The organism is Microcystis sp. M061S2 (assembly GCF_020245605.1).
In the GTDB taxonomy this organism is placed as follows: domain Bacteria; phylum Cyanobacteriota; class Cyanobacteriia; order Cyanobacteriales; family Microcystaceae; genus Microcystis.
In genome coordinates this window covers 1-21,839 of record NZ_JADBUP010000102.1, presented here as the reverse complement: position 1 = coordinate 21,839, position 21,839 = coordinate 1, and the positions used below count along the sequence as shown (strand labels likewise).

General features: G+C 53.0%; 21 protein-coding genes. 4 read left to right on the top strand and 17 right to left on the bottom strand.

Annotated elements, in window-relative coordinates; genetic code table 11:
- Positions 1-9: 9 nt before the first annotated feature.
- From drmD to IM475_RS17400, 5 genes are all read right to left on the bottom strand, one after another.
- Complete coding sequence (gene drmD / locus IM475_RS17420) at positions 10-3,240, bottom strand: DISARM system SNF2-like helicase DrmD (protein ID WP_287728500.1); 3,231 nt, start codon at positions 3,238-3,240, stop codon at positions 10-12.
- A gap of 186 nt (positions 3,241-3,426) precedes the next feature.
- On the bottom strand, positions 3,427-3,753 hold the full coding sequence (locus IM475_RS17415; RefSeq protein ID WP_287728499.1) for a hypothetical protein: 327 nt from the start codon (positions 3,751-3,753) through the stop codon (positions 3,427-3,429).
- An 84-nt stretch (positions 3,754-3,837) separates the two neighbouring features.
- A complete protein-coding gene (ssb, locus tag IM475_RS17410; protein ID WP_287728498.1) occupies positions 3,838-4,257 on the bottom strand; it encodes a single-stranded DNA-binding protein in 420 nt (139 codons plus the stop codon).
- 99 nt (positions 4,258-4,356) lie between these two features.
- On the bottom strand, positions 4,357-4,635 hold the full coding sequence (locus IM475_RS23185) for a DUF488 family protein, N3 subclade (protein WP_502865764.1): 279 nt from the start codon (positions 4,633-4,635) through the stop codon (positions 4,357-4,359).
- A gap of 132 nt (positions 4,636-4,767) precedes the next feature.
- The gene (locus tag IM475_RS17400; protein ID WP_287728496.1) at positions 4,768-4,956 is read right to left on the bottom strand and encodes a hypothetical protein; all 189 of its coding nucleotides are present in this window, start codon (positions 4,954-4,956) and stop codon (positions 4,768-4,770) included.
- Positions 4,957-5,061: 105 nt separating this feature from the next.
- Between IM475_RS17400 and IM475_RS17395 the strand changes: the two genes are divergently transcribed.
- Together IM475_RS17395 and IM475_RS17390 are read left to right on the top strand one after the other, a co-directional pair.
- Positions 5,062-5,652: a type IV toxin-antitoxin system AbiEi family antitoxin domain-containing protein gene (locus IM475_RS17395; RefSeq protein WP_287728495.1), complete on the top strand. Its 591-nt coding sequence runs from the start codon at positions 5,062-5,064 to the stop codon at positions 5,650-5,652.
- 65 nt (positions 5,653-5,717) lie between these two features.
- A complete protein-coding gene (locus IM475_RS17390; protein ID WP_287728494.1) occupies positions 5,718-6,548 on the top strand; it encodes a nucleotidyl transferase AbiEii/AbiGii toxin family protein in 831 nt (276 codons plus the stop codon).
- Between the two features lie 15 nt (positions 6,549-6,563).
- On the opposite strand, the gene IM475_RS17385 is transcribed toward IM475_RS17390, so the two are convergent.
- The 5 genes from IM475_RS17385 to IM475_RS17365 all read right to left on the bottom strand — a co-directional run bounded on the left by IM475_RS17385 (position 6,564) and on the right by IM475_RS17365 (position 11,647).
- The gene (locus IM475_RS17385; protein ID WP_287728493.1) at positions 6,564-7,328 is read right to left on the bottom strand and encodes a hypothetical protein; all 765 of its coding nucleotides are present in this window, start codon (positions 7,326-7,328) and stop codon (positions 6,564-6,566) included.
- Positions 7,325-8,146: a hypothetical protein gene (locus IM475_RS17380; protein WP_287728491.1), complete on the bottom strand. Its 822-nt coding sequence runs from the start codon at positions 8,144-8,146 to the stop codon at positions 7,325-7,327. The genes IM475_RS17385 and IM475_RS17380 overlap by 4 nt, the downstream gene beginning before the upstream one ends.
- Before the next feature lie 64 nt (positions 8,147-8,210).
- Positions 8,211-8,750, bottom strand: coding sequence for a hypothetical protein (locus IM475_RS17375; protein WP_287728490.1), 540 nt, complete (start codon positions 8,748-8,750; stop codon positions 8,211-8,213).
- A gap of 52 nt (positions 8,751-8,802) precedes the next feature.
- On the bottom strand, positions 8,803-9,855 hold the full coding sequence (locus IM475_RS17370; protein WP_287728489.1) for a PDDEXK nuclease domain-containing protein: 1,053 nt from the start codon (positions 9,853-9,855) through the stop codon (positions 8,803-8,805).
- A 145-nt stretch (positions 9,856-10,000) separates the two neighbouring features.
- Positions 10,001-11,647, bottom strand: coding sequence for a hypothetical protein (locus IM475_RS17365; protein ID WP_287728488.1), 1,647 nt, complete (start codon positions 11,645-11,647; stop codon positions 10,001-10,003).
- A gap of 156 nt (positions 11,648-11,803) precedes the next feature.
- Between IM475_RS17365 and IM475_RS17360 the strand changes: the two genes are divergently transcribed.
- Positions 11,804-12,619 (top strand): hypothetical protein, encoded by an 816-nt coding sequence (locus tag IM475_RS17360; protein ID WP_287728487.1) that lies wholly within the window; start codon positions 11,804-11,806, stop codon positions 12,617-12,619.
- Positions 12,620-12,973: 354 nt separating this feature from the next.
- Here the strand turns inward: IM475_RS17360 and IM475_RS17355 are convergent, their stop codons facing one another.
- The 5 genes from IM475_RS17355 to IM475_RS17335 all read right to left on the bottom strand — a co-directional run bounded on the left by IM475_RS17355 (position 12,974) and on the right by IM475_RS17335 (position 17,497).
- Positions 12,974-13,468, bottom strand: a complete 495-nt coding sequence (locus IM475_RS17355) for a hypothetical protein (RefSeq protein WP_287728486.1) — start codon at positions 13,466-13,468, stop codon at positions 12,974-12,976.
- A gap of 122 nt (positions 13,469-13,590) precedes the next feature.
- Positions 13,591-14,307, bottom strand: coding sequence for an RNase H family protein (locus IM475_RS17350; RefSeq protein ID WP_287728485.1), 717 nt, complete (start codon positions 14,305-14,307; stop codon positions 13,591-13,593).
- 98 nt (positions 14,308-14,405) lie between these two features.
- Entirely contained in the window at positions 14,406-15,332 is a 927-nt protein-coding gene (holA, locus tag IM475_RS17345) for a DNA polymerase III subunit delta (protein WP_287728483.1), read from the bottom strand.
- A gap of 8 nt (positions 15,333-15,340) precedes the next feature.
- Positions 15,341-16,429 carry a DNA polymerase III subunit gamma/tau gene (gene dnaX, locus IM475_RS17340; RefSeq protein ID WP_287728481.1) on the bottom strand — a complete coding sequence of 363 codons (1,089 nt, stop codon included), beginning with the start codon at positions 16,427-16,429 and terminating at the stop codon, positions 15,341-15,343.
- Positions 16,430-16,594: 165 nt separating this feature from the next.
- On the bottom strand, positions 16,595-17,497 hold the full coding sequence (locus IM475_RS17335) for a hypothetical protein (RefSeq protein WP_287728480.1): 903 nt from the start codon (positions 17,495-17,497) through the stop codon (positions 16,595-16,597).
- Between the two features lie 146 nt (positions 17,498-17,643).
- Between IM475_RS17335 and IM475_RS17330 the strand changes: the two genes are divergently transcribed.
- Positions 17,644-17,865, top strand: coding sequence for a YlcI/YnfO family protein (locus IM475_RS17330; protein WP_287728478.1), 222 nt, complete (start codon positions 17,644-17,646; stop codon positions 17,863-17,865).
- Between the two features lie 245 nt (positions 17,866-18,110).
- Here the strand turns inward: IM475_RS17330 and IM475_RS17325 are convergent, their stop codons facing one another.
- Both IM475_RS17325 and IM475_RS17320 read right to left on the bottom strand, forming a co-directional pair.
- On the bottom strand, positions 18,111-18,512 hold the full coding sequence (locus IM475_RS17325; RefSeq protein WP_287728475.1) for a hypothetical protein: 402 nt from the start codon (positions 18,510-18,512) through the stop codon (positions 18,111-18,113).
- An 89-nt stretch (positions 18,513-18,601) separates the two neighbouring features.
- Complete coding sequence (locus IM475_RS17320; protein ID WP_287728564.1) at positions 18,602-21,697, bottom strand: strawberry notch family protein; 3,096 nt, start codon at positions 21,695-21,697, stop codon at positions 18,602-18,604.
- Between the last annotated feature and the right edge of the window lie 142 nt (positions 21,698-21,839).

The following is a 21,839-nucleotide window of genomic DNA, read 5'->3' as shown; positions in this document are numbered from 1 at the left end:
ATTTCCTCCCTAATTCGACACTGGCCAGAGGTAGATGAGACCGACTGGTTCGATGCGGTTAGCCTTGACTTCGTAAGTTTGTTGGATTCGCCCTGGTTCTGTTTCAATCTCCTCTTCCAACTGTTTTACCCGAACTCGCCAGTGGCGGCGATCAGCTTCAAGCTGCCGGAGTTCCTCGCTCGGAAACAGTTCGAGTTGGTAGTAATGGGATTCATACTTGGCTTCATGCTTGAGAATCCGCGCTCTCTGCTCTTCAAGCAGCTTCTTCATTTGAACCGCCTCTTTCTCACCCCGCTCGGTCAGCTTTCGGGTTGCTCTCTCTGCGAGAGTCTGGGCGCGACGTTCAAGATGGGAGAGCAGATCTGCGACATCTCTGGCAGCGTACTCCTTACATCGTTCTAGGAGGGAGTTCGGGACTTCTCGGAGTCGGGGGGTGGCAAGGCAATGTTCCAATTCTTGGAGAACGTCCGCTTTTTCTGTCTCGCTCAACGGGCGTAGTTTCCCTCGTCCTCGTGCTTCCGGGTTGAGCCACTGGGCGGCCACAGCAACCACTTCGTCGTGGAGTCGTGAAGCTCGTTCACCGTAGAGGGAGAGCCGCCCTAGGACGATCACCTTGGGAATGGGGTCGTCGGTAAGACAGACACAGGCGCGGGTCAGTTCGTGATGGAGAAACCCTTGAGAGAGAAAGCGTCCCAAAAGACGTTGCACGAGGCGGTGTTCCAAGTGAAGGTGGACAACCTTGCCATCAAGGGTTCCTGGGTCGCGGAAGACCACTGGGCGGATCCCTGTTTCCTTACGCCAATCCCACAGCTTCTGGCCTTTCTTGCGAGGCACTCTAAGGGTGTCGAGCGTGGTCGCCCACGTCGGATCTGCTCCGGCTCGTTCGTGGAGTGCAGGCAATACCCACCTGGCACGCTCTATATCCTTGACTGTCTCCTGTGCGTCTAGCGGTTCAAGGGGTTTTACGCCCAAAATCTCTAGAGAGGCGGAGAGGGCATCTCGAAAATGGCGATCGTCCAGACCCAGCCAAAGCTTGGAGTCATGGAGCATCGCTTCAAGTAGTGTCTGCTGCTCAATGAGCTTTTCCTTACGGATGCGAACGGCTTCAAGCTCTTCCTGAATGAAACGACCGCGCAGTTGTGATTCTTCATTAGCGTTATCTGCTCCCTGGATAGCAGCTACGAGACTCTGCTCCTCATTGGCACGAATGCCGCGATCGAGGAGTTTTCCGACGTTTTTCTCAATGACCGGCGAGAGGCTTCCCAGTTCTTGCTGAATGGTTGCGGTCTTTTTGACCAGCACATCAATCACCCGATCTTCAGGACGTTGTCGTAGGTGAAAATAGTAGCACCGCACCACCGACTGGCGCTGAAGTTTCCTGTCAATGCGGCCGTTGCGTTGCTCCATACGGCTCGGATTCCAGGGCACATCGAAGTGAAAGAGGTCAGCACAGTGGTTCTGAAGGTTCACTCCTTCTCGTGCTGCATCGGTGGCGATCAAAATGCGGAGTGGATGGTGTTCTGGATCAGCATTAAATGCTGCTTTAATCAATTCACGGCGTTCATCTCCCATTCCGCCGGTAAAAGTATCAATCCGGTCATTCTCCCTGTCGGAGTATGCGATCGCTTGCCCTAACTGCTCTTCAAGATAGCGTTTGGTGTCGGTGTACTCGGTAAAGATGACCACTCGACGAGTATTCCACACCGCACCTCCCTTGCCCAGATCGGGACAAAGATTGACACGAACCCATTCAACCAATTCCTTGACACGGCTATCGGGCTGATGTCGCGTCAATCCTGCAATCCTCGCCATCTCGTCAAGAAGTTCTAGCTCGCGCTCCGATACAGCTTCGGCAGACAACTGGGTGGCCGCCGCCATCTGGGAATCTTCTTCGGCTTCTACCTCTTTTTCTGAGAGTTCGGCGCGATCATCATCGCACCCTGGAGACTCCTTGAGAAGCGAGAGGTTGCGGCTCGCTTTGCTCCGTTGCTTATCAGCCTGTCGTTCGATCGCCTTCCTGTGTACGCTCAGTGTACGGGCAAATGCTTCAATTGAAGAGAGGAGACGCTTCTGGAGCGAAGTCATGACCAGCATCGCTGCTGCCTGGGTAGACTTCGTTGCATTTTTCAAGCGTTCCTCACGACAGCCTCGATACTCTTGGAGTAATCGAGCGAGTTTTAGCTCGGGGGCATCTTGATGGAGTCCATCAATGATGATGGGGATAATCTGACGTTCGGGGAAGTCGGCATCGCCGATCTCTCGTAGATCCTGCTTCAGCCGCCGTACCATTACTGCATCCAACAGTTGCTTTGATGTTACTGGTACTCCTCTACAAAACCGTTGGGGGTCAAGAATTTCAAGCAGGGCGGCAAAACTATTAGAATGCCCATTGTGAGGCGTTGCCGAGAGGAAAAGCTTATGTTCAAAGCGGGGGGCTAGGTCTCGCACGGTGCGGGTAAGTTGTGAGTCAATGGCGTAGCGAGAGCCACTGGCAGGGGCAGCATTGTGCGCCTCATCCAAAATGAGCATCGAAGTAGAATTGAAGTCCCCTAACCAATCGCGAAGCGGTGCTGCATAGGATTCATCTCGAAGGAGCGCATGAGAGATAATGAAGCGGGTATGAGTCGTCCAAGGGTTAATCCCGTAGCCCCGTTCCCGCCTTCTGGCAGCGACATAATCGCGATCAAAGACTTGGAACAGAAGACCAAACCGACTCTCCATTTCCTCTTGCCACTGGCGTACTACAGAGGGAGGGCAGGAAATCACCACACGCTTAATCTTCTGCCGCATGAGCATTTCACGCAGGATCAGTCCCGCTTCGATGGTTTTTCCTAGCCCAACATCGTCAGCTATGAAGAGCGATACCCTCGGTTGGAGCAGTGCCTTGCGGAGCGGTTCAAGCTGGTACGATTTGACCTCAATCCCTGCTCGGTAAGGGGCTTGAAAGAGTTTTGGGTCTGTAGAGGTAACGCAGTTCCATCTGAGGGTGTGCAGGTATGCCGAGAAATAGCGAGGATCGTCGAAACCTTTCTGAGTCACAGACTCCCAAGATGAAGCTCCTACCAGATTGGCATCAACCTCTCGTTCCCAAAACACTTCAAGTTGTTGTCCTTGTGCATCGTCTTCTAAGCAGGAGAGTCTTACCAAAGTATCTCCCCCTAGAATGGTGGGGGGAATAGCTTCCTCGACAATATATTGACGAGAACGAACTCGGACTATCTGTCCATTTTCAAGATTCATTGGCACTCTCTTCGTCAGCAAAACATCCCCTCAAAGCAACAACCCTACTCTAATTATTCCCATCTTCCGCGTAAAAAGTACAAGTGGTGAGAAATTTTGTTTAGAGATACATAGAGATGTTCACTATTAGTCAGAAATTAATTAAAAAACAGCCCTTTCTCTTGGTAGGGAAAGAGCTGTGATTCCTTAAGCCGCCATAGCCACCGCCTTCACTGGCAGAGGTTCCATTGGTGCGGCACTAAATATCTTCAGTGACACGCTATGGTTGGGAGCATCGGTGGTTGGTGGTTCGACTCGCAATGCGCCCTCCACAAGAAGGTAGTTTTCAGCGCAGCGATCTCGAATGGTTTCGGCTGCTCGCCCCGAGGTTTCATAGGGCAAAGTGACAGCTCCTGCCACTGCACCATTTGCCTCAGTGCCATTCAAGTACTGGATTGTCAGCAAGCCCGTGAGGAGCCCTTCTTTGCCTTCTTCAACGGTGCGAACGCGAGCTTTGAAATGTGCGTAATTCATGAATGTCTCCTAGGTGTATGCAACTTATGCGAACGCTAGTTCGGGTAAGGGCGAGGACGATTGCCCCCGCCTCTGTGGTACGCGCTAGAACGGAATGTCCTCCAGGCTATCCATGTTGGGTGAATTTTGGTTTTGTCCCTGAAGAGCTTCAGCAGTAGTACCCTTGCTGTTTCCTAACAGTTCGATGCGAATGGCACGGACGACCGGCTTGATCCGTTCCTGTTGAGTGCTCTTGTCCGTCCAGCGGTCGAAGCGCAGTTCACCAATAACGCCAACTTGGTCGCCCTTAGTGACATAGTTAGCCAGAACCTCAGCTTGTTTGCCCCATGCTTCGACGGGGAACCAATCAGGGTCTTGATTCTTCCCTGGTCGGCGTACTGCCACATTGACTTTCGTAACAATGCTGCCCGATTCAAAGTAGCGGGTTTCAGGGTTGCTTCCAGCCCGCCCCACTAAGGTAACGGAGTTGATGATGTTAGCTGTGGTCTTGTTGTTCTGAGACATGAGAGTCCTCCAAGTGATTTGCTCGAGTCCTCTCGCGCTAGCGAGTTCTTAGGAAGCAGATGCGGAACGTAATATCTATCCGCATCCTCCACCAGTGCCTCAATGGGCAATGTCCCGTCCGCCGAAGCAATCCAGCCGGTAACGTTCAACAAAAGCGATCGCCAGATTTCGATGGCAGAATTGACCGGGTTTCTCCCAACACAGGAGTGTCATATCAACACTGGGGTCGAGGCTGTCCAACCAAGCACGGATATGTGGAAATGAGCGGCGCATCTGTTCTCGATAGCGATTGATGTAGCCTTCTATGTCAATGCTCCCGCGTTTGTAGTCAGACAGAATTCTCTGCTCCGGCACGAAGATAGCGAGTTTCTCATCCACTGCTATCTTGTGCGGTTCGGAGCGAGAGATTGAAATACGTGAGCCGTGGTGGTTATGTGGCTCGAAGTAGCTTGCTGTATAAATCACGGTATCTGACTCCGAGAAGGTCAGAGATAGTGGCGCTAGCCTTGTCTATTGGCTCAAAGCAACCGTCTCTGTGTTCATCAGTTCGCAGAGGGCATCTATCTCCTCATCCGAGAGAGGCTCGATGTCCTCGGCAAAGTGAGGGAACGCATTCCGTTCGTCAGCGTTCACTGTGGCCTGCCAGTGGCGTAGGGCGGCAAAGATGGTCGCCTTGTCGCGGTCTGAGAGTTGATACATAAGGTTAAGGTGAGTAAATTCAAGATGTTCGTTACATAGGAAGCAGGAAGTAATACAATATGTTGATACTTGTAAATAACTAGCAACATATTGTATTATAGAAGGATGAATTACGAGAAGCACATTATCTCAAAGGCAAAGAAACTCGGGGTTATTCGACCCCGCGATGTTAATGCGCCGAGAACGGTGCTTCTGGAACTGGTCGGAAAGGGGATGCTTGAACGCACAGGTTGGGGACTGTATCAACTACCATCACTCGAAGTTTCTGAGCATCATTCTCTGGTTGAAGTTTCGGTGAGCATCCCTCACGCTGTCGTGTCTCTGCTCTCAGCACTTCAGTTTCACGGGATTGGAACCCAGAGTCCACATCAAGTATGGATCACTATTGACGTGAGAGCCCGCAAACCCCGCCTAACCTATCCACCACTCCACATCATGCGAGCTTCTGGTGCAGCACTGAGCGCAGGGATTGAGTACCATCAGATCGAAGGACGTAGAGTCGCTATCTATTCCCTCGAAAAGACGATTGCTGACTGTTTCAAGTACCGAAACAAGATCGGCCTCGATGTCGCACTTGAAGCACTCAAGGAAGCGTGGGTTGGTCGGCGCATGAATGTGGATGCTCTGTGGAGATACTCAGAAATTTGCCGGATCACTAACGTGATTCGACCGTATGTTGAGGCCATTCAAGTATGAGTGAGGGAAGGAACGTCGCCGCATCAGTCCACGCCAGACTTTTGAATCTGGCTCGGGAGCGAGGAATGCAGTTCAATTTAATCCTCTCCCGCTATGGAGTCGAACGGCTTCTCTACCGTCTATCATGCTCCAAGCATTCTTCTCGGTTTGTTCTCAAGGGGGCTTCCCTATTTGCCCTGTGGAGCGAGATGCCCCATCGAAGTACTCGTGACCTCGACCTTCTTGGTTTTGGCAATTCCTCGCTCAGCGCATTAGCTGAAACCTTCAGGGATATCTGCCATCTCGAGGTCGAAGATGATGGCCTTCGATTTGACGAAGCATCTGTGAAGTCTCAAGAGATCAAGTCCCTTGATGAATATGTCGGAGCCAGAGTTACGCTCACGGCATACCTAGGAACCGCACGGCTTCCTTTGCAGGTCGATATTGGTATTGGCGATGCTGTAGTACCGCCAGCGGAAGAAGTTATTTATCCGACTCTTCTTGACCAACCGGCTCCCAGACTAAGAGCCTATCGAATGGAGACGGTGATCGCTGAAAAGCTCCACGCGATGGCCATCCACGGAATGCAGAACACCCGCATGAAGGACTACTTCGACATCTATTATCTCTTGCGGCACTTTAACTTCGAGTGTGAATCGCTTAAGTTAGCAATAGAAGCAACCTTCAAGAGGCGGGGCAGTTCACCGTTGACGAACCTTCCTCTCGGACTTACCGGAACATTCGCCAACAACCCTCTCAAAGTAACACAATGGAACGCTTTCTTTAAGAGAGTAATCGAAGAATCGACAGCTACCTCTCTGCCTGAAGTCGTGAAGGCGATCGCTGAATTCATTGCCCCCATCTTAGACCGTAATTCAGTTGTTACAACCTGGGAGGCTCCCGGCCCCTGGAAATAGCAGTCAAAACGAGGTCTATTCGCTTCTTTGCGCTTTCCTTTTCTTCCACTGCTGCTTGTCCATCCGCTCGTACTTGGCGAATGCTTCCGGCAGGGATTCATAGGTGATGAAGAGGCCGCGGGCGTTCCATTCTGCTACATACTTTTCAAACCAGATGCCTGAAGGGATGATGTCGTGAGAGTCGGTGCGCCCATTATTGTGGGAGAGGTGAATGGCGATCCCGCAGGGATCCGCTTCGCGGTGCGCCTGCGGCAGCAGCCGTTCAACCCAGCCTTTGACCTCTGCTTCTCGTCCCTTTGTCCAGAGATTTATGTGGGAAATATCGAGCAGCAGAGGGATGTCTGACAGAGCATCGGGCTGGTTGCGGAAATCCTCGGCAGAGAGCCAGTAATTAGGGGCGGGCATTACCTCCAGACAGACGGGGATCCCAAGCAACGCTTCAAGAGCATCGCAGTGGCGTTTAAGCCCGTCGAGAGACAGCTCACCCCGCCGAGGCGGGTGTACCGAGAAGATCCGCACGTCTCGCCCGATGATGCGCTGTCGATATTCTTCCCAGCTTTCAGGCTCTGCGATGGAGAACGGGATTTTGTAGGAACCATCGTACAAGCAGCGGTCGTGGAGGGCGAGCGGAATGTCAGGCGGGATAAGCGAGAGGTCACAGCGGGTCCCTACCGCGAGTTCGAGGTAGTCGAGCGAGAGTTCTGCTTTGAGTTTCTCATAGATGGCGAGGCATTCAGATAGCGGGCGCTGCCCGATCGCTGTTGTACTCAGTCCAATCATGCCCGTCCTCCCAGCTCTCTGGCTACTGACAGTACCGCATCTCGGATCTTGGCGTTAACGGCAGTAATCTCCCGTTCAAGATGGGCGGGCCGCACCAGTTTCTCGCACCAGAGAGCCTCTTCGATATCGGGTAGGCAACTCTGGAAGATTAGCTCTTCCCAATCGGGATTCTCATCGCTGTCTGTATTGCTGTGGTTCAGCCTTGTTCTGAGTGTCCCCATCGCCTCATCGCTGACAAACGAGATATCGGCGAGGGAGATGCACCTGACATATCCGCCCTCGTCATCGTACTCAAAGTTACCTTGAAAGGTCAGGCTCTCTACTTCGGGGAAGTCGAGCCAGAATTGTAGCAGGGTGCGCTGCGTCTCAGTTCGATTGAGAAGGTTACTCAAGTCATGGACAGTCGAGGGGAGTTGGATGATGGGCATTTCCGGCTTTAGATCGCTTTCTTCTTCAATGTCAGCATCGTTCTCGACCGCATCCCCGCTGAAATCCCAACACAGCTTGGTCGTATCATACTCGGTATATCGGGAATTGTGGACGTGGACGATCCGCTCGTTGGTGAAGTCAAAGGTGACCCACCCTTCACTGCCACTGTCGATCTCCCAGCCAGGTTCGAGCCGCTCCCCAACGAATCGGCTGAGTAGGTTCTCCTCCTGCGCGGAGATATGCCTTGCGAGAGTGGGCGGGTCATATTCAGGAGGGTCAATGTCCCCGCTGTCGCCCTCGCCGTAGTATTCGATGACAATCTTGGTAGCTCCCATCGCCTTCAGTTTAGAGAGGAGGAGCTTGAGGGGATCGGGTATTGTTTTGTGCATGATCCTAATCGGCATAATGTCGCGCTGGAGCGGCGCTAGCCGAGTTAGTCCGTGATGGCGGGCGCTACCATTTCATAAATGGTGGCGGACTCAGTGGATGCTTAGCAAACCATCCGAGCGCTAGTTGCAGAAGTCGCTTATGAAAGCCTGCGTTCGGAAAATGCTCTTTGACGCTCTTGATGTAGGAGGTAGGCAGTCCCGATTTGATTATCCCTAACGAGAAGTCCACCAAGTCGCCTCTGCGGAGCACCTCAACCAGTGGGTAGCGATCGCCCTGATACTTTCTGAGCTTGTGGTGCATATCGATCATCAGCTCGATTTCAGGACTCCAATGTTCTAGATTCCTTTGCTTTAGATACTCTTTTACCAGAGCAATAGAGGGAGGAAGGTAATCAACGGTGTTGTCCACCCAGATTCCAAGGTCATGAAAACAGCCAGCAATGATGATCTTCTCTCGGTCTTCGATGTCACAGTCGTGCAAGGCAAAACAGAAATGAATCACGCGATAGACGTGGTTTTTATACCCTAAATAATCATTTCCAATTCTATCTTTCCATTCATCCAATATATCTTCCAATAGAGCGATGTGTTTTTCTATGGCCATAATGAGTTCCTCTTTTGTCTCTCTTGAATGTAGCAACGAGCACTACCTCTGTTTATGGCTCGATGGGTGAAGAGTCTCCTTCGGGCGGCATCTCAACAGCGTTTAGCTCCATTTCAAGCTGTTCGACAGTGGGGAGGTTTTCATTTAGGGGAGCAGGTAGTGTAAAGGCTGAGACACCAATGGGCCCTTCCATCCCTTGGAGGGAATACTCGACTATTGTCTTGCTCTTGCTCCTGCACAGGATGATGCCGATGGTGCGGTTATCGTTCGGAGAACGGAGAATGTTATCGACGGCGGCCACGTAGAAGTTCATCTTGCCGGAGTGTTCTGGCTCAAACTCGCCCATTTTGAGTTCTACAACGATGTAGGAGTGAAGTTTGACGTGGTAGAAGAGCAAATCCAGTCGGAATTCCCTGCCATCTACTTCTATCGGATATTGATTGCCGAGGAAGGCGAACCCCATGCCGAGTTCGAGGAGAAAATCTCGGATATGGTTCACCAACGCCCGTTCTAGTTCTCGCTCTTGGGCATCTTTGCTAATGGTGAGGAATTCGAGGTTATAGGGGTCTTTCAGGAGACTTTGAGCCAGGTCGGACTGGGGACTTGGCAGAGTCCGCGAGAAGTTGGTAACAGCCTGACCTGAGCGGTGGATAAGACCAGTTTCGATCTGCAAGATCAGGACGTTGCGGCTCCAGCCGTTCTCTATCGTTTGCTGGGCGTACCAGAGGCGTTCCTCTGGAGACTTAACCATGTCGAGCAGCCGTACATTATGTCCCCAGGGAATTTGTGCAACAAGTTGTTGCACAATTGCTTCATCCCGCCAAGCCTCGGCAAATGCCCGCATATACTTAAGATTTCTGGGAGAGAACCCTGTGTTATCTGGAAACTCCCGTTTGAGGTCTTTCGATAGTTGGTCGATGACCTTAGCCCCCCACCCTTCTTGCTCCTGGCGCTGGAGGATGTCTCTCCCTAGTTGCCAGTACAGCATTACCAACTCCTTATTCACCGCGAGAGCCGCTTTAATTTGAGCGGTGTGAATGCGCTCTTTAAGCCCTCGAACAAAGGCTTCGTAGTTGTCAGGAAGAGAGGGGGGCTGTTTGGGCATGGCACTAAGCAGACGGGATTACGGGTATGTCTGCCGTCGATTATGACATAAAGACGGATTGCACCAAACGGTTTCCTCCTACCCTCGCTCGCTGCTCCCTCTAACTGGCAGCTTGCCTGCTCGTAATGTTAACGCGCCGTTAACATTATTCCCGAAACTCAACCGCCACCCCTCCATCTGCCATTACGCGAATCGCCGTCTCTCTGTCTCGCGGTAAGAGCCAGCGCAGGTGGCGGTCAACCACCAGACGGATGCGCTCTTGGCGAGCCACCTCCTCGCAGGAGAGGATTTTGTGCGCTCTTGAAGTCGCCTCTTCCGTGAAATCCTCTTCCTGGGTCGTCCAGCTATCTGAGCTACTGTCGTCGGACGGATAGAAGAAACTCTGCTTGAGCAGTTCTACTAGGCACTCCACCTCAATGGTGCTGCCCTTGGTTACGAAAAGTGTCACACATTCCATTTCAGACCAGTAGAATACCTCTTCAACATAGAAGGCTACATCGGTAGTGAACGAGATTGTTTCGCTAGTGCCGTCTGAATGGGCGATAGTTGCTGTGACGATGATCCCATCTGGTCTTAGGTGTCCAGCTTCAGTGGCTGCCTCTTCGGGAGTCAATACCCGCTCGCCGAGCTGGATCTGAAACGTAACGTCAGAGAGTTTCGGAAGTTGCTCGTACCAGGAGTACCCTCGGTATTTATCCCAAGCAGCGACGAGGCAGTACGGCAGCCCGGCATTCTCAAAGCCGCGCCAGAAGGCTTGGGCATCCAGTGGTTCTAAATCGACATCGAAGACGATGGCGCGCTCTGCCACTGATACCTCTTCCGCTGACTCCCGATCATCTGGGTTTGCCGTTCTTGGGGCGTATGCGCTGAGGGTTCGTGCCGCTTCGGGCAGTTCAATGCCCAACTCTTTCGCCCGCAGCCAATCCTGATAGGGCAGTTGGTGAGGGATTCCGTTGCCGCATTGGAGGGCGATGTACTGGTAGATAGCTTGGTGACATTCTCTTTGGATATCTTCAAAGAATTGGTTTCTGACAACCTCCTTGCGGGCGGGGAGCACCAGTTGCAGGTCGGGGCAATCGCTAACGTCAATCCATACAGTGAGGGTGCGCTTCCAGTGCCACTCCACCTTGGGTAAGTGTGTATCGATGACCAGTCCGTGGAAGTTGATTTGATTCTTCCAGTGATGTTCGACCACACCGAGGGTAAGCCCTGCCCACAAGTGTTGGTGGAGCGAGTCTTTGAGAAACGACTGACGAGGGAGTTCCGTCCCATCGACCAGTACGGGAAGCGGATAGTAGAGGGCGCACGATTGGGCGATCGCTTGATAGTTCCTGGCCTCCTGCTCCGTCAGGGAAAAGGAGATCCGAGTCCCTTGGATGTCATCACCCTGCGCGATCGCCACGTCCTCCTGTCCGCAGAACTTGCGCTCGTTGAGGGCGATCTTCTTGCCCCAGGATTCAATGATGCAGGTGCGACTTGCCAGGGAGAATAACCCGCAGCCTGCGGGGTCTTCACTCGCCTGCATCGCGCCATCCCAACCACTGCCGCCTAAGTCGATGGCTATGCCGTGGCGGAAGATGCCGCTCCCGTTATCTTCGACGGTCATCGTCATAGTTGTCGGGTTGAAGGCGATCGCCACATGGGTGGACCCCGCACGTCGCGCATTCTGGAGCAACTCGTTCAAGATGTCCGTGAGGCTGGCATTGAAGAAATTCCTGGCCTTTTCCAGGAGCTTCGGATTGATGCCGACGCGGAAGGTGTTGGGGTGTGTCGGTTGGATCGTTTGTGTCATGGATAAACCTCGATGATGATGGTTCGTCCATGAGGGCGGCGCTAGCCGGGACGCGCTGAAAGAGAGGGGAACTTTACCCAAGCTCGTTCCGAAGAAAACACACTAAAATAGAGTAGACTCCCCAAGTGTTTATCAAAATAATGTCAGGTGGTCGTTATGTCAGATATTGAGACGATTGATGTTGAGGTTGAGACGATTGAAGGTCTTACTGATGGTGCGAATTTGGTAGAAGACTATGAAAAAACCCAGAAATACTTAAATGCTGGCGAAATAGGTGAAGCTGCCAATACGCTTCACATAGCTCTTGAAAAGTTGTCGGCTTCAAACCGCTTCTGGAAATCTGCTGATACCCTTGTGCGCAAGTGTCCTCTAGACAAAGTCCGAGAGGGTATGAAGAACATTGGTGAACCAAATTTCTTGGCGTTCGAGCATGAATTGGTTACTGGTATGCACCCCGTAATTTACCCTGGTCACACTTTACCTAATGCTCTTGCGATCGATTTCATAAATCGGGTTCAAATACAACCCAGTAGTGAAATTACGTTAGAAAATTTTGGTACAGAAACACGAGGAAATATCGAAAGGTTATCATCTCAAATCAAAGAGCATGCAAATGCCCAAAGCAGTTCTAACCTGAGCGATACAGGACTCATTCTGAGACATGAGGATAACTCGTTTGGTATTCTTATAAAAGGAATTGGTCGGGCCTTACTCGCAGTTGCAGGTGCAGGTGTGGCGGGTGTGAATGCTTACGTTGTTGTTTCTTGTTTTGATGTATCAATTCCTGCACTAGGGTCAATGTTCGGAGGGTTGGGAGCAATAGGTTCCGCAGTGTTTGACGACCCCTCGCTCATCCGACAAGATAAGGCACCAGCAGATAACGAGGTTCCACAACGTACGTCGGGGACAAGTAGAGATTATGCTCGTGGTATTGCGCTCATAGGGGGCATTCAGCTCCCGATACGAAAATAAGCAAGCCTACATCCCCCACCAATACCGGACGACGAGACTTCGTCGCCCAGACTCTAGGTGTTCAGAGTGAACGCAGGCTTCCTCATCCATCGCTGAGTCGCCAACACTCCCGGGAATGATTATCGGGTTTCTGTGTGTTCGGCCAGGCTTTCGCACTCCTCCTTTTCAGATTCCGCATCGCGACTGACAACACCCTGGATTCGGCTATACGGACCAGTTCACTTCAGCCCGTTTGGGACTTTCACCCTTTAGATTCGCGCCCTAGCTGGCGCACAAAAAATAGGGGAATGCCCAAACAAGCACTCCCCTAAAGAACAACAACCCTTTCAACAACCTCGTGACTATCAGCTACCTTCAAGCCGACAGCACCTCTGCGACAACCTGTACCAATCCTGGCTCTTCCTGTAACCGAGCTTGGATGTTCCGCCGCAGGGTGGCGACGGGCAGGTTCTTGCCGCTAACCTTTTGAGGCAAACCAACCGCCTGACACACTTTGCGGGCGGGGCGCAGGGGCAATCTATCGAGATCGATCCCTTCAATGGCTGCCAGATGTGCCGTGCTGGTTGATTTGCCAACCTTTTTAGTCGCCCGTCCGGTGGATTTCTGGCGAGTTGGTGCAGAAGAGTGGTCTTGGATATCTGGGTTAGTTTCGACTGTTGGTGGCTGGCTCTCTACGACAGGAGCGTCAGCAGGAGTGATTGCTGTTTCGTCCATCAGAGCGAACGCCTCCTTAATCTGCTGCTCGATTGGCTTTGGCGTTTCCTGTGGTGCTGGACGATACTGAAGACAGCACAGAAAGGAGAAGATTGCGAAGAAGAGAAATACTTCTAAAACTATCTGCTCAAACATATCTAAAAACCTCTATCTTTGTGATGTGAACATGAGTGGAGTCATTGAAGCGTCCGCCGACTCCTAGCGAGGTGAAATGGTGAGCGAACGCGGCTGAAGTTGTGCGCTCACTCGAACTTTTGCTATTTGATGACCAGCTTTTTGGCAACAGCAAGGAAGTGAGCCACCTCCTCTCCGGTGAGGGTCGGTTCAAGGGAACTCGCCGATACATTGAGATTGACCGGGAGCGGCTTCCATCGTTCGCCATCTAACTTGGCTCGCAGGCAGGCCGATGTCTCACCGATGCGGCGCAGGGTGAGGACGTGGTTGCTTGGAAACCAGATCTCGTGCTGGGCACCTTTGGCATACCCACCTTTGCGGGTAGCGAGGAAGTGGAGTGTGGGAGCAATGAGCGCGGTGCGGTCGAACTGAACGCGCTTGGCGGACTCAAGAGCCTCACGCCTTTCGAGCGCGAGCTTGGTTAGCGAATTGGCTCGCTTGTGTGGCTCACAACTCGCTCGCTTTTCGACCCACTTCCACTCAATGTTGTGGTTCTCAGTGAGACACTCGAACCGCTCCCACAGATCTCCGTTCTTCTTTCTCGCCCACTTACCGGTGACGGTCTTCCTGAGATATCCCGATTCACTGAAGACGCGAATGGGAACGTCGGTACGGAAATCGAGGACTGACTTTACTCCTTCGATGACGGCGACCAGTTCCATGCGGTTGCTGGTAGTCTTTTCTTCCTCAGCAACGCCGAAGTACTCCAAGAGCGTCTGTTCTTGGCGTTGGAGGATAAAGCCCCATGCGCCAACGGACGGATTGCCACTACAGGCTCCGTTTACAAAGACTGATAACATAACCTTCTTCTACCCCTATGCGACTGTATTAATGGTTATGGGCGGTTTGTCGCTCTCTGTGGCAATGCCACCGCTAGGGGGCGAGATGATTGGGGAAATCAGGAGCCTCTGAAGCTCGCCAGCACTGCGAGTTTCAGAGGCAGGCGCTCCCGCTCCAGCCCGCGCTTGCAGTGGTGTTGGAGGTCGTGCAGGGCGACTAGGAACCCCGATAGGTACTCGAATTCTAAGCCCGCAACCTCTTGGCTCAGGTAATAAATCTGATTGGGATTGGCGATTCCGGCGAAGGTGGCAATTTCATGGCGGTCAGCTTTCCCTGCATCCAGTGCCGCTCTGACCTTGAGCCAGCGTTCAAACTGAGCGGCGAGCGCACCAAGGATTTCGAGGGGATGGATGCCGCGTTCTATAAGCCCTCGACAGATTTCAATCGTGCTGGCAGCATCCCCTGTCCGCAGTGAGTCCGCCATCTGGAATGCACTCTGGGCGAGGTTCGGTACTAGCACCTGGAGCGTTTCGAGGGTAATGGTAGGAGAATAGGTGGCGAGCAGTTCGAGTTCCTGCTGCATCCGCCCCAGATTGTTGCCGACAGCTTCAACGAGATAGTTGAGACAATCCGATGTCAGGGTAAGCCCCAACAAACGAGAGCGGCGCAGTACCTCGGCAGAGAGTGTCTTCCGATCCCAGTTGGGAATTAGGTCGAATTGATAGCACTGCGCTTTAGCCTTAAGAGCCTTGGCTAGTTTCGTCCGCCCGTCGAGGGATTCCACTTCCAAGATGAGCGGATTGGGCAAGTCTGGACTGGCGTGCTTCAGCAGCTTCTCGGACTCTGGTTTCAGGGACTTCGCGGTACAGACGGCAGCGATCTTGCCAAAGAGGGCGGGTGTCATCGCCGTTGCAACTGCGTCACTCAATTCCCCCTCTCCGAAGGTTTGCCGTTGCGCCTGGTGTTGTTTGAGAATGGCGGTGGTGGCTTCCTGGACGCGGAAGCGATCCGATCCTGTGATTAAGTAGAGCATTGCTAGTGTCATTTCCCCAATCAGAGTAGTGCCAACAGGGTGGTCAGAAACCACAGGCTGCTATTGTGCGAGGTAGCCATGCGCCGCTCTGCATCTTCGAGATAGTGGAGGCTCTGCTTGAGGTACTCTAACTCAAAGTTTCCGGCAAGGTTTACGAGGTCTGTTCCTTGCAAGGAACTGTTGCCCTGATACTTGTCACTAGAACATCCCAGCTTCAATGCAATCAAGTCCCCCCAGAGGGCGAGGAGTGACTCGAAGCAACGATAGATCTCCATGTTCCGTTCGCGAATCTTCTGGGCGTAGGCAACTACTTTGTAAGCATCCTTACCAGCGATCGCTTGGGCGATGAGTTGCAGTTGTTGCGGGGAGAGGTCGCCGAGGGCTTCGTACACCTGAGCAATGCCGACTGGTTTGCCTTCAGATCTGGTGGTGGACAGTTGGTAGAGGAGTTGAATGGCATCGCGCATCCCGCCCCTGCTGCTGGCAGCAATAGCGCGCAACACGCCATCTTCTACGGCAATCCTCTCACGGTGGGCAATGTCAGTGAGACTCGCTTCGATATCGCCTGCGCTCATCGGTTTGAACCGCAGGTGCAGGCAGCGGCTGGTGATGGTGTCGAGTAATCGGTGTTCCTCCGTCGTCGCCAACACGAATAGGGTATTCGGTGCTGGTTCTTCCAAAGTCTTAAGAAACGCATTCTGCGCCTGCGCCGTCAGCATATGAACTTCATCGAGGACGAAGGTGCGGAAGCAGCCTTGGATGGGGGAGAGCATCGAACTAGCAATCAACTCACGGATCTGATCGACTCCGTTATTGGATGCAGCATCAATTTCGATGACATCAAAGCTGTTGCCTAGTTCAATGGCTTTACAGGCTGGACACTCCCCGCAAGGAGACAGTGTCGGCCCGTCCTGGCAGTTGAGAGACTTCGCAACAATGCGGGCGGTGGAGGTCTTACCTGTCCCTCGCGGCCCAGAGAAAAGTAAGGCGTGAGGCATCTTGCCCGAACTAATCAGTTTGGACAGGCTCTTCTGCACGATCTCCTGCCCGTAGAGATCCTTGAGGACTTGGGGTCGGTATTTGAGGTGCCAGGGAATGAACTGGGTCATAGGTTTGCTCCGGTATGCTATGGCTATCCCAGCGATGCGCTAGCATCCGTCAACGCGCCTGGAGTGCAATGGAGTCGTTGAGTGTAGTCCGTATCCACTAGGAGCGATCTAATTGGACATAATCGGACATAATTGGCCTCTTAATTGGCCACGAAAGGTACTCAGTTACCGCTCAATCTCGCCCTCTTCCGTCTTCTCATCAGCCCTCACCATGCTATTGCCCTGTCCCTCTAATACCTTTAGCACCTCCTCCTCATCGGCGGTTAACAGTTCTCTGATGGCGTAATATCGGAGCAAGTACCCGACCAAAGCATCCTCTAAACGCTGTTCGTGGAGATTGGCAAGTCGGTGGACGATCTGGCGAGTTTCCTCTTCTACTTCGGGTTTGAGACCGGCACTTTCCAAATGTTGCGGGTGTACGACCCGTTCACCTAAAGCGGATTCAATGACGCAGCTAAATGACTTGACTTCTTTGACAACGGCGAGATGTCCGCCCAGTCCAGCTAACTCTGGATTCTCTTTGACGCGAATACGCACGACATCATTGACCGCAAACGGTATTGGTTTTTTCTTAGCTGCCCGCTGCTCAATCTCCAGAACAGCCTGCCTCACCGCTACCGAAGTTGGAGTCTTCTCTCCCGCTCGCTCCAGGGCGATCTGCCACGCCTTAATCTGCTCTTTTTCGCTCAGTTTCACGAGGGGGCGGCACTGATACTCGGTGGTGGGCAGTGATGTTAACGGCGCGTTAACATTTCGTCGGATATTCTCATAGACCCGAGCAGCACCCATGAGTTGATAGAGGCGGATGCGCGTGAATCCGAGGATAGCCTTGGCATACTCTTCAAAGGATTTGTGGGTGCTACGGAACAGCCGCTTATCTCGCAGCTCCCGCAGTGCCATCCCCGCCTGGTAAAATGAATTGACGATCTGCTGTTCGAGCCGGTCTCGTTCCTGTTGCTCCTGTTCTGAAAGCTCTTGTGGCTCTTCAGCCACGAGTTCGCCCACTTCTTCAACAACCACCTCTGTGGGAACAGACTCTACTTCAACGACCTGCACATCTTCTGGCACTGGTACTACTTCTTGAACCTTTCTCTGTCTTGGCATTAAAAAAACCTCAAACCTCACTGCGTATCCTGTGCCATTATTTTACCTTGTCTTCTCTGGCTAACGATGGACTTTGCTAAAATTGGATTCAAGAGTTCCTGCGAGGAAAGATGACGGAGAAAAAAAGAGGTGCGCCTAAAGGCCATGTGGGCAACCCCTTGGGCAAGAATCAGTATGTGGATTGCAAGGGGTTAGGGACTCGCACGTCTATAATCACGATCCGCGTCCCAGACGAACTTAAAGAGAAGATGAAAGAGGCTGCTCAAAACGAACAGCTAACCCTCTCCGAATGGGTCATGCGCGTTTTGGTGGATCGGGGATTTACGGGTTGAGAAAGAGCGATCGTCCCTCCTTGCACTTCTTAGAATTGCCAGTCTTCCTTTTACACTAGGGGATAAAATTAACTATAGATATGGATGCCTATAGCAAAGATCGGGGTGGTTAGGACAATCAATCGCTGAAACCCTTGACTGATAAGAGTTTGAAAATTGAAAGCGTCCTAAATAACCCATTTTTTGCTATATAGCGATTTCTATCCATAAGCATCAAGTGATCCATCCTCATCGCTCGTGATGTCTTAAAACTCCCCTTCCGATGGCGGCACGGGTCGCACTAACTCATCTTCCTCGAACCAGATCAGCTCTCGCGTTCCCCGCGCATAGCGAATGCCATAGCGCCAGTAGGGAGCGTCGGTGAGTACTCCTCTTTGGCTACGGTACTCAACGAGTTCCATCGCGCAGATGCGGAAGATATCGAGTTCCTCTGAGAAGTCGATGTTGTTCGACCCACAGTGGTCATACTGTTGTCTCATGGCTACCTCATCGCAGAATTTGAAGGCGGGTTCTGGAATCCCGTAATCATCAAGGTGGTGGGTGCGCGGTGTGAACTCAATACAGATGCGCTGCTCTACTTCTGGTTCATCATGACCATACTCAACGTAGGGTATGCCAAACGCTTCAATAGTCTGTCGGACGTGCATGGTTTCTGCTCCTTTTCGATGTAGAGCAACACCGCGCTAGCGGCAAAAAAGGACGGTAGGAGGGAGCGATGCTGCTCCTCTCTCCTGTCCTATCCCGCTTGCCGAACCTGCTCTATTACCTTGATTGCCTCCTCATTGGCAGGCACGAAAGCCCTCAGTCGGTGTTGGATGTATTCGCCGAATGCACCCACTGACTTGAGCCACTGGTATTCGCTATGACCGAGGAATCCAACAATCTCAAGGCGGCGTTGCCCTGCGACGGTACAACTCCGCAAACTGAGCTTCTGGGTGAGCCGTACCGATTCCTGACGCTCCCACGCTGCGTGGAAGATTTCTCGTGCAGTGAGCTGGCAAGTCATGCCAAAGGTTTCAGCGACCGATTGCATGACCTCTGGCGGCACCATGCGTCCGAGCAGCCGTTCTCCTGCATCAGTTTGCAAGCGGTAGATCTTCATGTGGCTCGGGTCGAGTTTGTTCCAGATCGGTAACAATAAGCCGGTGATGAGATAGAAGGTATCAGTGACATATTCGGGTATTTCGCCCACCTCCTCATTCCAAATCGCTAAGAACTCATCCTGCCGTGCTTCACGCCAGTGAGAGCGTTCGTAGTCCTGCCTTGACACCTTCTCATTGCTACTAGGGCGTACCAGGTTGACACGACGGATAAGAGCGCCACTGTCTGCCATACGGCTGTTAGTGGGCAGCACTACGGCAGCGCGTTCAGAGCGTTCGTTGATGGCGAGGATGCCTCCTTGGGTAATCGCCCTCTCGATAGCTGTCGTGCCACTGAGTATCTGAGCCTTCTGCTTGCGCTCAATCTTGACCGCATAGCTAATCGCCCCTGTAGTTGGATGGCGGTAGATCTCCATTCGTTCAAGGATACTAAAGCTCTCTGCTCGCAAGGTTTCGACACCAACTTCATAGACCCCACCCTCAATCGCTTCCTCAACCTTGGTGGCTATCCGCACCTCCAGCTCATCAAAGAGCCGTCGTTGGTCATCAAGCCGCATTGCCAGGCAACGGTTAAGGAACTGGGACATCGGCGGTAGATCATCCTTGAAGTTCCCCTCCTCGGTAGCGATCGCCAGACCCGTGATTGTCTGGAACCGCTCCAGGGAACAGCCCTCAACCTGCCCTTGGTAGATCGCTCCATATAGTTGGCGCAGGGCAGCTTTGGCGTAGAGGGACTCTAGGTTATCTTCATCTCGGAACAGCCCCTGCCCTCCGGTCTTCCTCTCCCCTTTGGTGAGGGCACCGAGGGAGTCGAGGCGGCGTGCAATGGTACTGGTAAAGCGTTTCTCTCCCTTGACGTTGGTTGACATGACGCAAAAGACGGGTGGTTGCTTCTGATTACTCCGGTTAGTGCGTCCGAGTCCTTGTACCGCTACATCAGCCTGCCACCCGGCTTGTAGCAGGTAATGGCGGCGCAACCGCTGATTGGCAGCACTCAAATCGGCATGGTAGCTGCGCCCTGTCCCACCTGCTTGGGAGAAGACAAGGATGCGTTTGCGGTCACTCTGGAAGGCATCCGTCTCAGCGAGGTTGGCAGTAGCACTACGCCGCTGGAGGACGAGCCGGTCGCTTCCAGAGCGAACTTCGCGGATGATGCGCTTACTGCGCCCCGTTACTTCTGCCACCTCCTCGTGCCCGAAGTGCTGGATCAGTTCATCCAATGCGGAAGGGATTGGTGGGAGAAGTGCCAGCCGTTCGATTAGCTCATCGCGCTGGCGTACCGCCTCTCGGCTCAAGACAGGATTTCCATCTGCATCAACTACAGGGCGCGTCCGCTCCACCCCCTCATCGTCAGTCCAGACCTCATGAAGCTGGACGGGGAAGGCATGGCGCAGGTAATCAAAGAGGCACTCTCGGGGAGTCACGTCCACCTGGAGGTCACTCCATTGGGAGGTCGGTATCTCTGCCAAGCGCCGGTCGAGCAGTGCCTCATCGGTGGAGACCAGTTGCACCACCGCCGCGTGTCCTTGGGCTAAGTCCCGCTCAATCGCCTTTATCAGGGAGGGACACTTCATCGAGGTGAGGAGGTGATTAAAGAACCTTTGCTTGGCTCCCTCAAAGGCAGAATAGGCTGCGGATTTTGCCTGCCCATTACGCGCCTTACCCGATTCGGAGAGTACGTTGGTGGCAGCTAACGCTTCGCCAATGTGCTGGTGGATAATCTGATAGGCATCGGCGTACTGGTCATAGATTGCCTCCTGCTCTGGAGTGAGTTCGTGTTCGATGATCTCGTATCGCACCCCCTCAAAGGAAAGCGAGCGGGCCACGTACATTCCAAGTGCCTTGAGATCCCGCGACACCGCTTCGAGGGCAGCAACTCCACCCATACCCACTTGGCTCAAGAACTGCTCTCTGCTGCGGAATGGCATATCTGTCGTTCCCCAAAGTCCTAGTCGCTCCAGGTAGCTCAAGTTCTCTAGCTTAGTGGCTCCCGTTGCAGAAACGTAGAGGATGCGGGCGTTGGGTAGTGCCCGTTGCAGCCGCAGTCCCGCAATTCCCTGCTGGGATGCTTTCCTGACTCCCCGCCCTCCCTTCTCACTGGCTGCATTTGCCATCGCGTGACTCTCATCGAAGACAATGGGCGCGTCACTTCCTTTACCGAGCCAGCTTACAATCTGCTCCAGCCGCGATGCCTTTCCCTCCCTGCCATTGGTTCGCAGGGTGGCGTAGGTGGTGAACAGGATACCTTCGGAGAGGGCGATCGCCTCCCCTAGCTTAAACTTCGACTGCGGCACGATCTGGTTCTCATCGCCACCGAGGGCTGACCAGTCACGCCGAGCATCTTCGAGGAGGCTCTCATTCTTGGAGATCCAGATTGCCCTTTTACGCCCTCTAAGCCAATTATCGAGGAGAAATCCGCTAATTTGGCGGCCTTTACCCACTCCTGTCCCGTCACCATTGAAATAGCCGCGCCGCATCCGTACTGCTCCTTCAGTCTGTTCTGACGCTGGCTTCATTTCATCGAGGGTGCCGTCAATTTGATACCAACCTGCGAGGAACTGCTCGTGAGCGTTGCCTGCGAAGATAACTGTCTCAAGTTGTGCATCAGATAACAGACCATCTGTGATGACGCGCTTCGGCAAGAGTGGCTTGTAAGTAGGCTTCGGTGGCGCAATGGAGGCCATAGCAGCGGACTGGACGAGCGGTGTCGGGTGCGGTTTTGCACGGTGAATCTTAATGGATTGCGGTTCGTAGGCTTCATAGATTCCCTCTCCTAACTCGCGGCCCGCTCCGTTCCAGTCGATGGTGTCATAAGCTACCTCGACAGTCTCATTGCTCTCCTCTATGCGAGGTGGTACATCTTTCGCAACCTGA

Bases quoted from the DNA above. Each gene is read 5' to 3' on its own strand.
- drmD (WP_287728500.1), bottom strand. From the start codon at position 3,240: ATGAATCTTGAAAATGGACAGATAGTCCGAGTTCGTTCTCGTCAATAT.
- IM475_RS17415 (WP_287728499.1), bottom strand. From the start codon at position 3,753: ATGAATTACGCACATTTCAAAGCTCGCGTTCGCACCGTTGAAGAAGGC.
- ssb (WP_287728498.1), bottom strand. From the start codon at position 4,257: ATGTCTCAGAACAACAAGACCACAGCTAACATCATCAACTCCGTTACC.
- IM475_RS17400 (WP_287728496.1), bottom strand. From the start codon at position 4,956: ATGTATCAACTCTCAGACCGCGACAAGGCGACCATCTTTGCCGCCCTA.
- IM475_RS17395 (WP_287728495.1), top strand. From the start codon at position 5,062: ATGAATTACGAGAAGCACATTATCTCAAAGGCAAAGAAACTCGGGGTT.
- IM475_RS17390 (WP_287728494.1), top strand. From the start codon at position 5,718: ATGCAGTTCAATTTAATCCTCTCCCGCTATGGAGTCGAACGGCTTCTC.
- IM475_RS17385 (WP_287728493.1), bottom strand. From the start codon at position 7,328: ATGATTGGACTGAGTACAACAGCGATCGGGCAGCGCCCGCTATCTGAA.
- IM475_RS17380 (WP_287728491.1), bottom strand. From the start codon at position 8,146: ATGCACAAAACAATACCCGATCCCCTCAAGCTCCTCCTCTCTAAACTG.
- IM475_RS17375 (WP_287728490.1), bottom strand. From the start codon at position 8,750: ATGGCCATAGAAAAACACATCGCTCTATTGGAAGATATATTGGATGAA.
- IM475_RS17370 (WP_287728489.1), bottom strand. From the start codon at position 9,855: ATGCCCAAACAGCCCCCCTCTCTTCCTGACAACTACGAAGCCTTTGTT.
- IM475_RS17365 (WP_287728488.1), bottom strand. From the start codon at position 11,647: ATGACACAAACGATCCAACCGACACACCCCAACACCTTCCGCGTCGGC.
- IM475_RS17360 (WP_287728487.1), top strand. From the start codon at position 11,804: ATGTCAGATATTGAGACGATTGATGTTGAGGTTGAGACGATTGAAGGT.
- IM475_RS17355 (WP_287728486.1), bottom strand. From the start codon at position 13,468: ATGTTTGAGCAGATAGTTTTAGAAGTATTTCTCTTCTTCGCAATCTTC.
- IM475_RS17350 (WP_287728485.1), bottom strand. From the start codon at position 14,307: ATGTTATCAGTCTTTGTAAACGGAGCCTGTAGTGGCAATCCGTCCGTT.
- holA (WP_287728483.1), bottom strand. From the start codon at position 15,332: ATGACACTAGCAATGCTCTACTTAATCACAGGATCGGATCGCTTCCGC.
- dnaX (WP_287728481.1), bottom strand. From the start codon at position 16,429: ATGACCCAGTTCATTCCCTGGCACCTCAAATACCGACCCCAAGTCCTC.
- IM475_RS17330 (WP_287728478.1), top strand. From the start codon at position 17,644: ATGACGGAGAAAAAAAGAGGTGCGCCTAAAGGCCATGTGGGCAACCCC.
- IM475_RS17325 (WP_287728475.1), bottom strand. From the start codon at position 18,512: ATGCACGTCCGACAGACTATTGAAGCGTTTGGCATACCCTACGTTGAG.